9 protein-coding genes and 1 tRNA gene are annotated in these 14,266 nt (G+C 67.2%); 4 read left to right on the top strand and 6 right to left on the bottom strand.

The features are described 5' to 3' along the window. Positions 1 to 91 precede the first annotated feature (91 nt). Together WAL33_RS07180 and WAL33_RS07185 are read right to left on the bottom strand one after the other, a co-directional pair. Positions 92 to 4,282 carry a translocation/assembly module TamB domain-containing protein gene (locus tag WAL33_RS07180; protein ID WP_422179899.1) on the bottom strand — a complete coding sequence of 1,397 codons (4,191 nt, stop codon included), beginning with the start codon at positions 4,280 to 4,282 and terminating at the stop codon, positions 92 to 94. Then, a complete protein-coding gene (locus WAL33_RS07185; protein ID WP_422179901.1) occupies positions 4,279 to 6,039 on the bottom strand; it encodes an autotransporter assembly complex protein TamA in 1,761 nt (586 codons plus the stop codon). The genes WAL33_RS07180 and WAL33_RS07185 overlap by 4 nt, the downstream gene beginning before the upstream one ends. 329 nt (positions 6,040 to 6,368) lie before the next feature. On the opposite strand from WAL33_RS07185, the gene WAL33_RS07190 reads away from it, so the two are divergent. The 4 genes from WAL33_RS07190 to WAL33_RS07205 all read left to right on the top strand — a co-directional run bounded on the left by WAL33_RS07190 (position 6,369) and on the right by WAL33_RS07205 (position 11,042). After that, positions 6,369 to 7,859: a circularly permuted type 2 ATP-grasp protein gene (locus WAL33_RS07190; protein ID WP_422179974.1), complete on the top strand. Its 1,491-nt coding sequence runs from the start codon at positions 6,369 to 6,371 to the stop codon at positions 7,857 to 7,859. Further along, a complete protein-coding gene (locus tag WAL33_RS07195; protein ID WP_422179903.1) occupies positions 7,856 to 8,791 on the top strand; it encodes an alpha-E domain-containing protein in 936 nt (311 codons plus the stop codon). The genes WAL33_RS07190 and WAL33_RS07195 overlap by 4 nt, the downstream gene beginning before the upstream one ends. Before the next feature lie 24 nt (positions 8,792 to 8,815). Beyond that, complete coding sequence (locus tag WAL33_RS07200; RefSeq protein ID WP_422179905.1) at positions 8,816 to 9,802, top strand: transglutaminase family protein; 987 nt, start codon at positions 8,816 to 8,818, stop codon at positions 9,800 to 9,802. A gap of 61 nt (positions 9,803 to 9,863) precedes the next feature. After that, positions 9,864 to 11,042 (top strand): DUF418 domain-containing protein, encoded by a 1,179-nt coding sequence (locus tag WAL33_RS07205; protein WP_422179907.1) that lies wholly within the window; start codon positions 9,864 to 9,866, stop codon positions 11,040 to 11,042. A gap of 3 nt (positions 11,043 to 11,045) precedes the next feature. On the opposite strand, the gene WAL33_RS07210 is transcribed toward WAL33_RS07205, so the two are convergent. From WAL33_RS07210 to WAL33_RS07225, 4 genes are all read right to left on the bottom strand, one after another. Continuing rightward, complete coding sequence (locus tag WAL33_RS07210) at positions 11,046 to 12,065, bottom strand: sulfate/molybdate ABC transporter ATP-binding protein (protein ID WP_422179909.1); 1,020 nt, start codon at positions 12,063 to 12,065, stop codon at positions 11,046 to 11,048. A gap of 18 nt (positions 12,066 to 12,083) precedes the next feature. Beyond that, positions 12,084 to 12,944 (bottom strand): sulfate ABC transporter permease subunit CysW, encoded by an 861-nt coding sequence (gene cysW, locus WAL33_RS07215; protein WP_422179911.1) that lies wholly within the window; start codon positions 12,942 to 12,944, stop codon positions 12,084 to 12,086. Further along, on the bottom strand, positions 12,944 to 13,810 hold the full coding sequence (cysT, locus tag WAL33_RS07220) for a sulfate ABC transporter permease subunit CysT (RefSeq protein ID WP_422179976.1): 867 nt from the start codon (positions 13,808 to 13,810) through the stop codon (positions 12,944 to 12,946). The genes cysW and cysT overlap by 1 nt, the downstream gene beginning before the upstream one ends. 345 nt (positions 13,811 to 14,155) lie before the next feature. Next, a tRNA-Lys gene (locus WAL33_RS07225) sits at positions 14,156 to 14,230 on the bottom strand. Positions 14,231 to 14,266: the final 36 nt, after the last annotated feature.

Below are 14,266 nucleotides of genomic sequence, written 5' to 3' on the forward strand. Positions count from 1 at the left end.
GATCCCGGTCGAAGCCAGGTCGGTATCCGGATCTGTCACTGCATCTTTGCCGCCGCCGTTTCGGGCCTGAGGCGCGAACCGGCGAAGACAGTTAGTTGTAGTCCTTTCGCCAGCGGACGGAAAGCTGAGCATCGCCCTGGCTGCCGAGCTTGGAGACCAGCGACAAGGCGCGGCGGATCCGCCATTCGACCTGGGCTGAAGAGCCTTCACGCCCGCCGCCGATGATCTCGACATAGACATCGTCGGTCACGTACTTGCCGCCGGCCACGGTCATGCCTGTGGCGCTTTCGGCGAAGGACAGTCGGTCCAGCCCGGCCAGGTTGCGCAGGTTGCCGATCACGTCGAAGCCGCCGCCGCCGGCCAGCGCCGCCAGCGCCGACGCCAGTTGTGCGGCCTCGATCGGGGTCAGATTGGCGGCCGACGAGCCGAACAGCACCTGGGAAAGCACCTCGTCCTGAGGCAGTTCGGGTTTGGAGGTCAGGGTGATCTCTGGCTTGGCGGCGGTGCCCCCCACCTTGACCACCGCGGTCAAGGCCGAATCCTCGCGCACGGCGGTCAGGTCCAGCCGGATGCGATCCAGCTGGGTGGCCAGACGCACCGTGCCGGTCTCCTCGAACTCGAAGCGCTTGCCGGCGAAGTCGTATTCGCCGCGCACCATTCGCGCCTCGCCGTCGAGGGTCGGACTGTTGGTCGAACCACCGACATGGGCGTTGAGCGACAGCTCAACGTCCAGGCCCCGGCCGCGAACGAAGATCCGCCGAGGGGCGGTCAAGGTGACGTCCAGCAACATGCCGCTGCCGGGTTCGACCTTGCGGGCCTCGATGCCCTGGTCCAGTTCGTCCGGACGATTGCGCTCGATGACGTCCAGCGAAACCACACCGGCGGGGGTCTTGGTCTGGGCCGAGACGTCGGCGCGGTCGATGGTCAGGGCGCCGACCATCTTGACCTTGCCGTCGCTGCCACGATTGACCGTGGTCTGGCCGCTGGCCGTGGCCGTGGCCAACTCGTTGTCGATCACCCGGAAACCCTTCAGGTCCAGCTTGAAGCTGCCGAGCCCGCCGCGCGCCAGACTGATCCTGCCCGAACCCGACATCGAGCCGCCCTGGCCGTCGCCGGCCGAGACCTGGCTGACGTCGATGGCGTTGTCGGCCAGGGCCACGCGGACGATCACGTCGCGCAGGCTGAAGCCGGTTTGACCGTCGTCGACTCGGCCGCCCTCCAAGCTGGCGCGGCCGGTCAGGCGTGGATCGGCCAGGGTGCCGGCCAGATCGCCCTCTGCGTCGATCCTGCCCGACACACTGCGTTCCGAGCTGCCCAGCAGGTCCCACAGCGGCTTGATCTCGCCCTGAGCCGCGAACTGGCCGCGCACCGGACGCCGACGATCGATGGCCAGGCGGAAGGGCTTGGCCGAGGCCTCGGTCGGCAGCGTCACTTCAGCCCTGGCCTGCAGGCCCTGGCTGTTGGAGCTGCTGGCGTTGATCGTCATCAGGTTGTCGCGCAGCACGCCGCGGATTTCGGCGTTCAGCGAGAGGTCGGCTCGAGAGCCGCGCTCACGGGCTCCGATCAGGTTGGCGTCGAACTCGCCGGTCAGGGTCGTCCCCGAACCGCTGAGCGTCACGTGGGCGTCGACCTTGCCGGCCATGTCGGGATTAAGCGCGGTCAGGCTGACCCCCGTCAGCTGTGCTCGGAGCATGGCCAGATCGCCGCCGACGTCGGCGTCAAGATCAGCCGCGCCGTCGCCGACCGACAGCCGCAAGCGGGCGCCTGTGCGCGGACCGCCGAAACGGATCTGAGCGGTCTCGCGGGTCTTGATCTCGGTGCGGGCCATTGCCCCAGCGGCGTCCAGCGCCAGCAGGTATTCAGGGCCCGATTGGGTCAGCACGCCCGAACCGCTCAGATTCCAGCGACCGGCGGGCGCTTCGCCCCGCGCCTCGACCGTCAGGGGCAGACGCGTCATCGGTCCCGCCGCCTTGACCGCCGCGTGTCGAACCTTCCAGGCGCCACCGACGATATCGTCGGCGGTCAGGTCCAGCTGCGCCATAGGGCCGGCCGCCCCGTCGGTAATCTTGGCTGTGCCGCTGACTCGGCCCCGGGTGAGGAAGGCGCCGGGCCCGATCGCCACCGTCAGATCGGCCGTGGCCGGACGACCGTTGCGAAGGGACACCGCGCCCTTGGCCTTGGCCCCGCCTGCGTCGACGTCCAGGTTGGAAAGCTCCAGCCCTCCCGGCGCGAAATTGAAGGCCGCGCGTCCCTTGGCCGGGCCATACTGGCTGCCGGCTTCGATCGAGGCGACGCCGTCGGCGCCGTCGGGACGCTTGGCGAAGGACAGCATCATATGGGCGTTCTTGAGCGGCAGGCGCGGCACGTCGATGGAGTCGAAATCGGCGACCAAGTCGGCCTTTGGCGACGACAGGGTTCCGATGACCGCCCCTGTGCCGGCGGCCTTGCCGGCGACTTCGATCGGACCGGCGATGAACGGTCCCGTGGCGGTCCAATCCAGTTTGAACGCCAGCGCCGCGCCCGGACCGAGCACGCCGGAGGTCCGCACCGAGGCGGCCGTTCCGTCGAGCTTCGCCTCGGCGACCGACAGGCGGTCACCGGCCCAGGAAGCGCGGGCGTCCAGGCGTGGGGTCTTGCCTAGCAGGCGGTCCAGCTCCGGCAGACCCGTGGCGAAATTGGCGCCGCGCGCATCCACGGTCAGCATCCAGGGCTTGCCCGCGCCCTGACTGGCCGACCATTTCGCGGTGGCCTGCCCCCCCATCCCGGCATGAACCGGGGCCAGGGAGGCCACCTTCGCCTCGCCCTTGAAGGACAGGCCGCCCAGAATGCCGCGCTCGCCTTCAGCTGTAATGGTCAGGTTTGGAGCCTGGACCTTGGCCGAGCGGATCAGGAAGCGGCCGTCCTTCAACCGCAGTCCTTCGAATTGGGCCGAGGGAGAACGGCCAAGCACCGCCAGCAGCCCCTGCCCCCCGCCGCCCTCGGTCGTCGCTTCGGCCTTGATGGTCAGCTCGCCACGCTTCCAGCCGACAGTTGCCGGCCCCCTGGCCCGCGCCAGGCGATAGCCCAGCCAGGAAAGGTCACGGACGTCGACACGGCTGTCGACCAGGAAGCCGTCGCCGGTCAGATGGAAGACCCCGTCCGCGACGCCGGCCCCCATGGGCGGCAGCGGCGTGACCCGGGAGAGATTGCCGATCTTGGCGGTGAAGGTCAGACCCGCGGGAGCGGTCAGGCGCTTGCCCAGGTCGGCCGGGCCATGGGCGACCAAGTTTAGATTCTGACTGTCGATCTTGAGGTCGAGAATGCTGAACGCGCCGGCCTTGCGGCCGACGATCGAGAAGCGGGCGTCGGCCCCGAACATCCGCTCCTCGCGGTCGGTCAGGGTGGAGGCTGTCAGGTCGATATGGCCGGCGGCCGAACCGCCCTGCGGCGTCCAGGCTCCCCCCGCCTTCAGCGGCGTGGCGTCGCCGGAGCGCGCCAGGATGGTGAAGGCGCCCTGGCTGACGGCGCCATGGGCCTTGGCGTTGAGGTCGAAAGGCCTATCGGGCGACAGACCCAAGGCCCCTGCCAAGGCGCCGCCGTTGGCCTCACGCGCCTCGGCGTCGAGCAGCAGGGTCTTGTCGCGCCCAAGATCGAAGACCAGCTTCAGGTGATCGCCGGCATGCAGGCGGCTGAGCACCCGCAGATTGCCCTTCTGCCCGCCCAACCTCTGGGACTCGTAGTCGCCGCTGAGGTCAAAATCGCCGGCCCGGCGACTGAATTCGGGCCGCGTGATCAGGCGCAGGGCGACACGGTCCAGATCCACCGATAGCGGCGCGGCGCTGGACTTGCCCTTGGGGGTCAGGGTCGGGCGGCGCAGCACCACGACCTGACGGGCGGAGATGGTGTCGGCGTGGAAGCGGCGGTAGAACAGCTCGGTCGGGCGCCAGTCGACATAGAGGTCGGCGGCCTCGAGCCAGACACCCTTTTCGTCGCTGATCGTCAGGCGCCGGACGCCGAAGGCGTTCCAGATGTCGCCGGTCAGGCCTTCGATCTTCAAACGCCCGATGCGGCCCAACTTCAGGCCGCTGGTGCGCGCCTCCATGAACGCGCGTCCTTGGGGCGTGATGGCTCCAAAACGCAAACCGCCCAACAGCACGGCGACCAGCACCACAAGGCTCACCGAAACGATGATGATCAGACCGGGCCAGCCGATCTTGCGCGCGACCTTGGTCGCCGCCTCGGCTACGACTTCGGGAATGTCCTCAGGCGGTGGACCGCCAGGTGGTTGCTGGGCTTCGGTCAAAAGGCCTGCCCGATGCTGATATAGACTTGGAACGACGGATCGCCGTCGCGCTTGCTGATCGGCATGGCGATGTCGGCTCGGATCGGTCCGAAGCCCAGGTCGTAGCGCACGCCGACCCCGACGCCCACGCCGAAATCGTCGCGGCCAGGCCACTTGTCGACGCCCACGCCGCCGGCGTCGACAAAGGCCACCGCGCCCCATCTGTCGGTGAACCTGTGGCGCAGCTCGATTGAGGTTTCCAACAGCGAGAGACCGCCTTGCGGCGTGGTGGTGTCGCCAATCCGGGGACCAATCGCCTGATAGGAATAGCCGCGCACCGAACCGCCGCCGCCGGCGTATAGACGCTTGGAAGCCGGCACGTCGGGCATGTTTGCGCCGACGATCTGTCCGGCCTTGAAACGCCCGGCCAACACTGTTCGCGCGCCCGCGCCGAACGGCAGATAGGCCGTGGTCTGGGCCTGCATCTTCAGGAAGGCCATGGTCAGGTCGCCAGTGATGGCGGTGGGTTCGGCCCGCACGTCGAGCCGCCAGCCCTTGGTCGGGTCCAGCACGTTGTCGGACCTGTCCCAGGCCTGGGCGCCCAACAGCGTAAGCGTAGCGAATTTCCGCTGCACTTCAGTGGTCACGTCGTCCACGGTGATGGGAGAATCGACCTGAGATAGGTCCAACGAGGCCCCATAGGTCCGATAGACCGTCGTTTGCAGGCGTCGGGTCAGATCCGCGCCGATGTGACCGCCGGTTTCGACATAGGCGTCGGTGTCATTGTGGTAGATGGCGGTGTTGAGCTTCAGGGTCTGCTGGCTGCGTCGCCAATGCGGCAACGCCAGCTCGGCTTCCAGGCGGCTGTCGACCCTGGCCAGCCGCGCCGTCAGGGTCGTGGTGTCGGCTCGATGAAACCGATTGTAGTGGATCCATTTGGCGTCCGCGCCGGGTCCGTCAGTGGTCGAATAGTTCGCCGCCAACTCCACCGTCCTGGCCTTACGGTCGTTCAGGGTCACGATCACCGGTCGTCGGCCGTCGGCCAGTGTCTTGTCCTTGGGTGCCAGCGAGACCGAGACGGTGTCGTAGACCCCGGTGTCCCGCAGTCGACGCTCCAGCTCCGCGATGTCGTCGGGTTGATAGACGTCTCCCGGCGCCCACGGCGCCAGATGTCTGACCCAGAGAGGATTCGATCGGCCCTGGGTCACGACCTGAATCCCATCGACGTGGGTCAGGTCGCCCGCCGCGATATGGAACACCGGACGCAGCGTGTGGTCTGCATGATCAACGAAGACCTCGCGCGGCTCGGCCGCGGCGTCCGCATAGCCCATCTGCTGCACTTGGGAGACGACGCGTCCTTCCGCCGCCAGGACGTCGACAGCCCTCCCGGGAGCGCCCGGCGTCAGATGAATGACGCTCTGGGCTCGCTTGACGACGCCCTCGTCCGGCGCAGCCCCGCTCCAGGCCAGCTTGGGGTCGGCGATCACGAAGATCGGACCAGGCGTGATCTTGAGAATCGCGCGCGGAGGTTCGGCTTCGGAAACCTCGGGCTCCACCACATAGGCGTAGTAGCCTTCCGACCGCAGCACGGCGACGGCGTCGTCGCCGGCGTCCCTGGCGCGGCGGCGGGCTTCCGAGCGGCTGCGCGGCGGCTGCTTGGCTTCAGTCATGGCGCGCTGAATCGCTTCGCGCAGCGCCTTGTCCTCGACGCCGGTGATGCTGGCCGCGGGCTCGGCCGCAATGGCAGGGCCGGCGGCCAGCACGACCGCCGTGGTCATGCCAAGGGCAAATCTCTTACGCACCAAGCCGTCCAAATCCCCGCGCGGAGCGCCCCCGGAACCCCTGTAATCGCCCCCCCGCCCCCTGTCACGCGGTGAAATTTCCGGAACCGCTTCAACGCCCAGCCCTTATGACCACCAGAACGGCGCCCAAATATTGAGCACTCCCGCGCATCGGGTGTTTGCGAAGCGAAAAGCACCGCTTCCGGACTTCACGCGTTCTAGGCTGGATCGGGACGCGCCACCTCAATGCGGTGCGCAGGGCGGACAAAGTGGACACGGGCGTGGCGGCGAAAATTCAGGACATCGACAATAGCCCCACCTTGCCAATGACGGGGGCCGCATACCTGCCCGGCGCGCCCTATGACGAGATGATCGCCCAGGGCGGCGACGTTCGCGCTCACTATGCGGCTCTGCAGAGCCGCATCTCCACGCTCGGGGCCAGCGAGCTGGCGGACCGGCAACGGATGCTCGAGCGCTCTTTCCTGCTGCAAGGCATCACCTTCACCGTCTACGGGGCCGACAGCGCCACCGAACGGATCATCCCGACCGATCTGTTCCCCCGCATCCTGCCGGCTCAGGAATGGGCCAAGATCGAGGCCGGCCTGACTCAGCGCCTGCAAGCGCTGAACATGTTCCTGGCCGACATCTACGGCGAACAACAGATTCTGATGGACGGGGTGGTGCCGCGCGAACTGGTGCTAGGCGCCCCCTCGTACCGTCGCGAAATGCAGAACCTCTATGTGCCGCACAAGGCCTACGCCAATGTCTGCGGCAGCGACCTGATCCGCGGCGAAGACGGCGAATTCGCCGTGCTGGAGGACAATCTGCGGGTGCCGTCCGGCGTGTCCTACATGCTGGCCAACCGCGACGCCTCCAAGCGCACTTTCCCCAGCGCCTATCGCGACGCGGGCGTGCGGCCGGTCGAGCGCTATCCCGACCTGCTGCTGGCCACGCTCAAGAGCATGAGCGCCGACTGGCGCCCGAACCCCCAGGTCGTGGTCCTGACGCCCGGCGTCTACAACTCAGCCTATTACGAGCACGCCTATCTGGCGCGGCTGATGGGCGTGCCGCTGGTCGAAGGCCGCGACCTCGTGGTCCATGACAACATGGTCTACATGCGCACCACGACCGGCCTGCGCCGGGTGGACGTGATCTATCGCCGGGTCGACGACGACTTCATCGACCCCCTCACCTTCCGGCGCGATTCCTCGCTGGGCGCGGCGGGGCTGTTCAACGCCTATCGAGCCGGCAACGTGGTGATGTGCAACGCCCCGGGCACCGGGGTGGCCGACGACAAGGCGGTCTACGCCTTCGTGCCCGACATCATCCGCTATTATCTCGGCCAGGATCCGATCCTGCCCAATATCGAGACTTTCCTGTGCCGCGAGCCGGCCCAGCTGAGCCACGTGCTCGACAACCTGGACAAGCTGGTGGTCAAGGCGGTGGGCGCGTCGGGCGGCTACGGCATGCTGGTCGGACCGCACGCCTCGGCCAGGGAACGGTCCGAGTTCGCCGACGCCCTGAAGGCCGATCCGGCCAACTACATCGCCCAACCGACGATCCAGCTGTCGACCGCGCCCTGCCTTGTCGACGGCCGCATCGAGCCGCGCCACGTCGATCTGCGCCCCTTCATCCTGTCGGGCGAGAAGACCGTCGTCACGCCCGGCGCCCTGACCCGCGTGGCGCTGAAGCGCGGCTCGCTGGTGGTCAATTCCAGCCAGGGGGGCGGCTCCAAGGACACCTGGGTGCTTGCCGAAGAGAACAGCCACAATGGCAACGGCAATGGTCACGGTAGTGAGAAAGGCGCCAGCTCATGATGCTCGCTCGCGTTGCCGACAGCCTCTACTGGCTGGGCCGTTACATTGAACGGGCCGAGCACCTGTCGCGCCTGTCGACGGTGATGCTGAACGCCACCCTCGACCAGACCGACGCTGGCGTGGAGGCCGTGCGGATCGCCCTGTCAGCGGTCGGCGAGACCGAATTGACGGCTGGCGCCTTCGAGGCGGCCAACGGACTGGTCCTGGACCGTTCGGACTCCAATTCGGTGGTCTCGTCCCTGTCGCGGGCCCGGGAGAACGCCCGCCAGGTCCGCGATCAGATCACGACCGAGACCTGGGAACGCCTGAACCTGCTATATCTGAAGGTCATCGACCCCAACGCCGGACGCGAGTTCGCTGACAACTCGGTGACCTTCCTGCACGACATCATCGCGGACGTACACCTGTTCAAGGGCGCGGCCGACACCACCATGAGCCATGGCGAGAGCTGGCGATTCTTGATGGTGGGCATGTATCTGGAGCGGGCCCAGTTGATCGCCAGCCTGCTGGAGGCCTGCTTCGCCGAGGACAGCCCCACGGTCAACGACCACCTGGCCTTGGTCAGCGTTCTCCGGATGGGTTGCGCCCTGGAGCCCTATCTGCGGGTCTACACCGCCGAGATCGAACCGCGGCACATCCTGGAGTTCATGGTCTTCGACGAGGACTTCCCGCGCTCGATCCGCTTCGCAACCAGCCAAATCGAAAGGCACCTCAGCGAGCTGGCCCGGCACGTCGAGGCCACCGGCCGCGCGGCGCCCGAGCGGCTGGCCGGCCGACTCAAGGCCCGGCTGGAATTCGCCGACGTCGGCGAGCTGGAGAGCCAGGGCGCCGGCGAGCTGCTGACCACCGTGGCCAACGAATGCGCCCGCATCCATCAGGCCATCTACGAAACCTTCGTCGCCTATCCCCTGGAGATGCGCCTTCCCGCCTAGGGACGACGCTTAGGAATGCCGCCCGTGTTGCTCGAGATCCGCCACGTCACCCAATACCACTACGAGCGGCCCGTCCGCGAAAGCCTGATGGAGTTGTGGATGCAGCCCCAGAAGGGCGCGCGTCAGCGGCTAGTCAGCTTCGAGCTGGACATCGAGCCCGCCGCCCAGGTGTTCTCCTACGCCGACAGCTTCGGCAACGCCGTCTACCATTTCGACGTGCCCCAACCGCATGACGGCCTGACGATCATCGCCCGCTCGGCCGTCGAGACCGAGCCGGTGCACGAATGGCCCCTGCCGCTGGACATGGGCGAATGGGAAAGACTGAAGAGCGCTTTCGTGCGCGGCGAATGCTTCGACTATTTGCAGCCTCACGGCTTCGTCCAGATGACTCCCGCCCTTGAGACCTTCATCCTCGAGCACGACATCGACGCGCTGCGCCGCCGCGATCCATATTCGGCGGTTCAGGCCCTGTGCGACACGATCTACAGGGCCTTCGAGTACCAGCCCGGGGTCACCGACGCCGACAGCCCGATCGATCTGGCGCTGAGCGCCGGTCGTGGGGTCTGCCAGGACTTCGCCCATATCATGTTGGCCGTTTGCCGCGCCTGGGGCATCCCCGCCCGTTATGTCTCGGGCTATCTGTTCACAGACCGAGAGGCCGGCGACCGCTCCGACCCCGACGCCACCCACGCCTGGGTCGAGGTGTTTCTGCCCAGCTATCGCTGGGTGGGCTTTGATCCGACCAATAATGTCATGACCGGCGAGCGCCACGTGGCCGTTGCCGTGGGCCGCGACTACAGCGACGTCACCCCTTCGCGCGGCGTCTACAAGGGTGATGCCGAAAGCCACCTGGCGGTCGGCGTCTCGGTGCGCCGAGCCCGGGCGGCGGTGGCCGAGCCCGAGTTCCTGCGCCTGCCCCGCCCCGCGGCCCCCTTTGGCTCGGCCAACCGCCGCAGAGCCAGCGCCGACGCCATCCGCGAACAACAGCAGCGCCAACAACAGCAACAGTAGACCTCTCGCCGCGACGCATCCTAGGTTAGCGCTAACAAAGCGACGACCTGGGAGGGCGCGAATGTCAGTAGAGCCGAACGGGGCGTCACCGCGCCTTGCGATCGTGGACGCCTTGCGGGGCTACGCCCTGATGGGCCTGTTCCTGGTCCACATGCTGGAATATTTCGAGCTTTACTGGTCCAACCCGACTTCACATCCGGTGACCACGGCTGTCTTCACCCTGTTCATGGGCAAGACGTTCTCGCTGCTGGCCCTCTGTTTCGGCTTCAGCTTCTTCGTGATGATGGACAGCGCCGCGCGCCGGGGCGAGCCGTTCGCGGGTCGGTTCGCCTGGCGCCTGATCTTGCTGGCCTTGATCGGCGTGCTGCACGGCCTGGTCTATCGCGGCGACATCATCATCGTGCTGGCCCTGACCGGCTTCGTCCTGATCCCCTTCGACAAGGTCCGATCCAACCGCGTGCTGCTGGCCGTGGCGACGCTCTGCTTTCTGCAGCCCTACATCCTGCTGTGGATCGCGGCCGGCGCCGCCGGCGCTCCCTGGGCGCTGGGCAAGCCGCACTTCACCAACGATCCCGCGATGGCGGTCTATCTGACGGGCGACATCGGCCAGGTGTTCAGGGCCAACCTCTGGGAGGGCCAGGTCAACAAGTGGTGGTTCTTCATCGAGACCGGCCGCTGCGTGCAGGTGCTCGGCCTGTTCCTGGTCGGGCTGGTGCTGGGCCGGATCGGCTTCTTCGCGGATCCGGGACGCTTCCGCCGGGGCCGCGTGATGGCCCTGGTCTCCGTCGTCCTGTTCGCCGCCGTCTGCCATGTGATCAAGGCCAAGACCGCCGGGCCGAGCAGCGGTCCGGTGTTCTGGACCAACATGCTGGCCGGCGGCTGGTTCACCCTGTCGTGCATGGCCGCCTCGGTGTTGATCTTCGTCTGGCTGTGGCGAGCCGGCGGCGAGCGGGCGCTGGGCGCCCTGGTTCCAGTGGGGCGGATGACCCTGACCCTCTATGTCGCCCAGTCGCTGGTCTTCATCCCGCTGTTCTATCCGCTGGGCCTGGGACTGTATGAGCGGATGACCCCGCCCCTCGCCTTGGGGATCGGCCTTGTCGCCGTGGCGGTGCAGCTGCTGCTGGCCGCGGTCTGGTTTAAGGCCTTCCACTATGGTCCGCTGGAGTGGCTGTGGCGGTGCGGGACGCGACTGTCGTTCGACATTCCGTTCCGGCGCAAGCCCGAGCCCCGGGCGGCCTAGTCCCTAGAGCGGATAGACGTGGCTCCGACGGGCCGCGATCCTGATCGTGCCGGTGAACTTGGCCGCCTCGGCGCGCGAGGCGCTGATCTCGAGGTGACGGCCGTCAGCGCTGGTGGCCGACACGGCGGTCAGAGCGCCCTGGACGTGGACCCGGGCGACAGTGACCTCGAAGCCGCCGTCGTCCAGCGCGAAGTCGTGCGGCCGCACGAACGCCACGGCTCCGCCGTCGGCGGCGCCGGGGGCCGCGAACGACACCGCGCCCGAGGTGAAGCGCCCTGCCGAAACCACACCCTCGAAGCGGTTGGCCTCGCCCACGAAGCCGCAGACGAACGGCGTGGCGGGATTGTCGTGCACCTCGTCCGGCGTGCCGATCTGTTCGATGCGGCCGGCGTTGAGAATGGCCACGCGGTCAGCCAGGCCCAGGGCCTCTTCCTGGTCGTGGGTGACGAAGATGGTGGTCACGCCCGTGGCGTCATGCACGCGACGCAGCTCCTTGCGCAGCGACTTGCGGACGGTGGCGTCCAAGGCGCCGAAGGGCTCATCCAGCAGCAGCACGCTGGGCTGCACCGCCAGGGCGCGCGACAGAGCCACCCGCTGACGCTGGCCGCCCGACAGCTGCGAGGGGTAACGTTTGCCCAGACCTTCCAGCTCGACCAGCTTCAAGAGCTCCTCGACGCGGCGGGCGATCTCGGCTTTCGGCGGCTTGTCCTTGCCTTTGCGCACGTCCAGGCCGAACGCGATGTTGCGGGCCACGGTCATGTGCTTGAACAGCGCGTACTGTTGGAACACGAAACCGACGCGGCGCGCGGCCGCCGAGGCGAAGGTCACGTCCTGGCCTTCGAACAGCACCTGGCCGGCGTCGGGGAACTCCAGGCCCGCAATGGTGCGCAGCAGGGTCGTCTTGCCCGAGCCCGACGGGCCCAGCAGAGCCACGAGCTCGCCGTCGGCGATCTCCAGATCGACGTGATTCAGAGCCGGATAGCGCCCGAACTTCTTTTCGACGGAACGGATGGAGATGGTCATGGGTCTATTCGTTCCGGTCTAGTGTCCGCCGCCGCGCTTGACGTCGGGTTGGGCGATCTCGAGCAGACTCTTGAGCACCAGGGTCACGATCGCCAACAGGCAAAGCAAAGCGGCGACGGCGAAGGCGGCGACGAAGTCGTACTCGTTGTACAGAATCTCGACGTGCAGCGGCATGGTGTTGGTCAAGCCGCGGATGTGGCCGCTGACCACCGAGACGGCGCCGAATTCGCCCATGGCCCGGGCGTTGCACAGCAGCACCCCGTACAGCAGGCCCCAGCGCACGTTCGGCGCGGTCACCCGCCAGAAGGTGTAGAGGCCCGAGGCGCCCATCGAGACGGCCGCCTCTTCCTCCGACACGCCCTGTTCCTGCATCAGCGGGATCAGCTCGCGGGCGATGAACGGGAAGGTCACGAAGATCGTGGCCAGCACGATGCCCGGGATGGCGAAGATGATCTTGATGTCGTGGTCGATCAGCCGCTCGCCGAACCAGCCCTGCAGGCCGAAGACCAGCACGTAGATCAGGCCCGCCACCACCGGCGACACTGAAAACGGCAGGTCGATCAGGGTGATCAGCAGCGGCTTGCCGGGAAACTCGTGCTTGGCGATCGCCCAGGCGGCGCACAGGCCGAACAGGGCGTTAAACGGCACGGTGATCCCGGCGGTGATCAGGGTCAGCTTGATCGCCGCCCAGGCGTCCGGCGTCGAAATCGCCTCGATGGCGGGCCCCAGGCCCTTACGCAGGGCCTCGGCGAACACCGCCGCCAAGGGCAGGATCAGCACCAGGCCCAGGAAGGCCAGGACCAGGCCGACGATCACGACCTTGGCCCAGACAGGATCATCGGTCGGATGACGGAATTGCGCCTTGGTCGGAGCGACCATCAGACGAATCTCCGCGTCCAGGCCTGGATGGCGTTGATGACCAGTAGCATCAGGAACGAGACGCCCAGCATGACCAGGGCGATAGCCGCGGCGTTGGCGTATTCGAACTGCTCCAGCTGGATGATGATCAGCAGCGGCGCGATCTCGGACTTGTAGGGCATGTTGCCGGCGATGAAGATCACCGAGCCGTACTCACCCACGCCCCGAGCGAAGGCTAGGGCGAAACCGGTCAGCCAGGCCGGGCCCAGGGCCGGCAGGATGATCCGTGCGATGGTGGCGAAACGGCCAGCGCCCAGGCTGGCCGCGGCTTCCTCGACATCCGCGGAGAGGTCGCGCATCACCGGCTCCAAGGTGCGAACCACGAACGGCAGGCCGATGAAGATCAAAGCGATGGTGACGCCGACCGGATTGTAGGCCGCCTTGATGCCCAGCGGGGTCAGGTACTGGCCGACCCAACCGTTGGGCGAATAGAGCGTAGCCAAGGCGATGCCCGCCACGGCTGTCGGCAGGGCGAACGGCAGATCAACCAGGGCGTTGACCACGGCCTTGCCGGGGAACTCGTAGCGGACCAGCGCCCAGGTGGTCAGCACCCCGAACAGCCCGTTGATCACCGCCGCCACGAAAGCCGCCCCGAAGGTCAGGCTGTAGGCCGCCATGGCGCGTTCGGAAAAAGCCGCGGCGACGAACTGGGCCGGCGACAGGGCCGAGGCCTTGATGGCCACCGCCGACAGCGGGATCAGCACGATCAGCGACAGGATCGTCAGGGTCACGCCCAGTGTCAGGCCAAAGCCCGGAATCGCCGAGCGTCGACGGAACAGCGGCCGTCGTGGAGCGCGGGCGGGTGCGGAAATCGTCTCGGCGGTCATCGGGTGATCGTCGTCCAGCATCCGCGTCGGGCTCCGCAACGGAGCCATGAAAACAAGAACGCGCCAAGCCGGGAAAACAGCGAGGTGCGGGTGAAGCTGAAGCGGCTTAAATCTCTACAAGACCGGTCGGGTCAATTGAGTTCGTCGAGCGGAGCAGCCAGAAAAACTGGGAGGGCCTGCGGGGGCGCCTCAAACAGATCTCGCGCTCGCTAGAATCATTCGCCAGCACCGAGCCAGGCGACGGACCGTCCGTGGCCATCCGATCCTTACGCCGCCCCCAAGCTCACCCAAGATCGGAGCGGCCGCCGAGGCGGTGATTTTAGCTAATCTTTTCAAGGGAAGGGGTGGTGGGCCGGCTGGGATTCGAACCCAGGACCATTCGATTAAAAGTCGAATGCTCTACCACTGAGCTACCGGCCCGCATCGACACGGCGGGAGGCCGGTGGAAGCGGCGCG

Source organism: Caulobacter sp. (assembly GCF_049283275.1).
Taxonomy (GTDB): domain Bacteria; phylum Pseudomonadota; class Alphaproteobacteria; order Caulobacterales; family Caulobacteraceae; genus Caulobacter.

What these genes read in the sequence shown, in the direction of transcription:
- cysW (WP_422179911.1), bottom strand. Translation starts at nt 12,944, where the DNA reads ATGGTCGCTCCGACCAAGGCGCAATTCCGTCATCCGACCGATGATCCT.
- WAL33_RS07195 (WP_422179903.1), top strand. Translation starts at nt 7,856, where the DNA reads ATGATGCTCGCTCGCGTTGCCGACAGCCTCTACTGGCTGGGCCGTTAC.
- WAL33_RS07205 (WP_422179907.1), top strand. Translation starts at nt 9,864, where the DNA reads ATGTCAGTAGAGCCGAACGGGGCGTCACCGCGCCTTGCGATCGTGGAC.
- WAL33_RS07190 (WP_422179974.1), top strand. Translation starts at nt 6,369, where the DNA reads ATGACGGGGGCCGCATACCTGCCCGGCGCGCCCTATGACGAGATGATC.
- cysT (WP_422179976.1), bottom strand. Translation starts at nt 13,810, where the DNA reads ATGACCGCCGAGACGATTTCCGCACCCGCCCGCGCTCCACGACGGCCG.
- WAL33_RS07185 (WP_422179901.1), bottom strand. Translation starts at nt 6,039, where the DNA reads ATGACCACGGCGGTCGTGCTGGCCGCCGGCCCTGCCATTGCGGCCGAG.
- WAL33_RS07210 (WP_422179909.1), bottom strand. Translation starts at nt 12,065, where the DNA reads ATGACCATCTCCATCCGTTCCGTCGAAAAGAAGTTCGGGCGCTATCCG.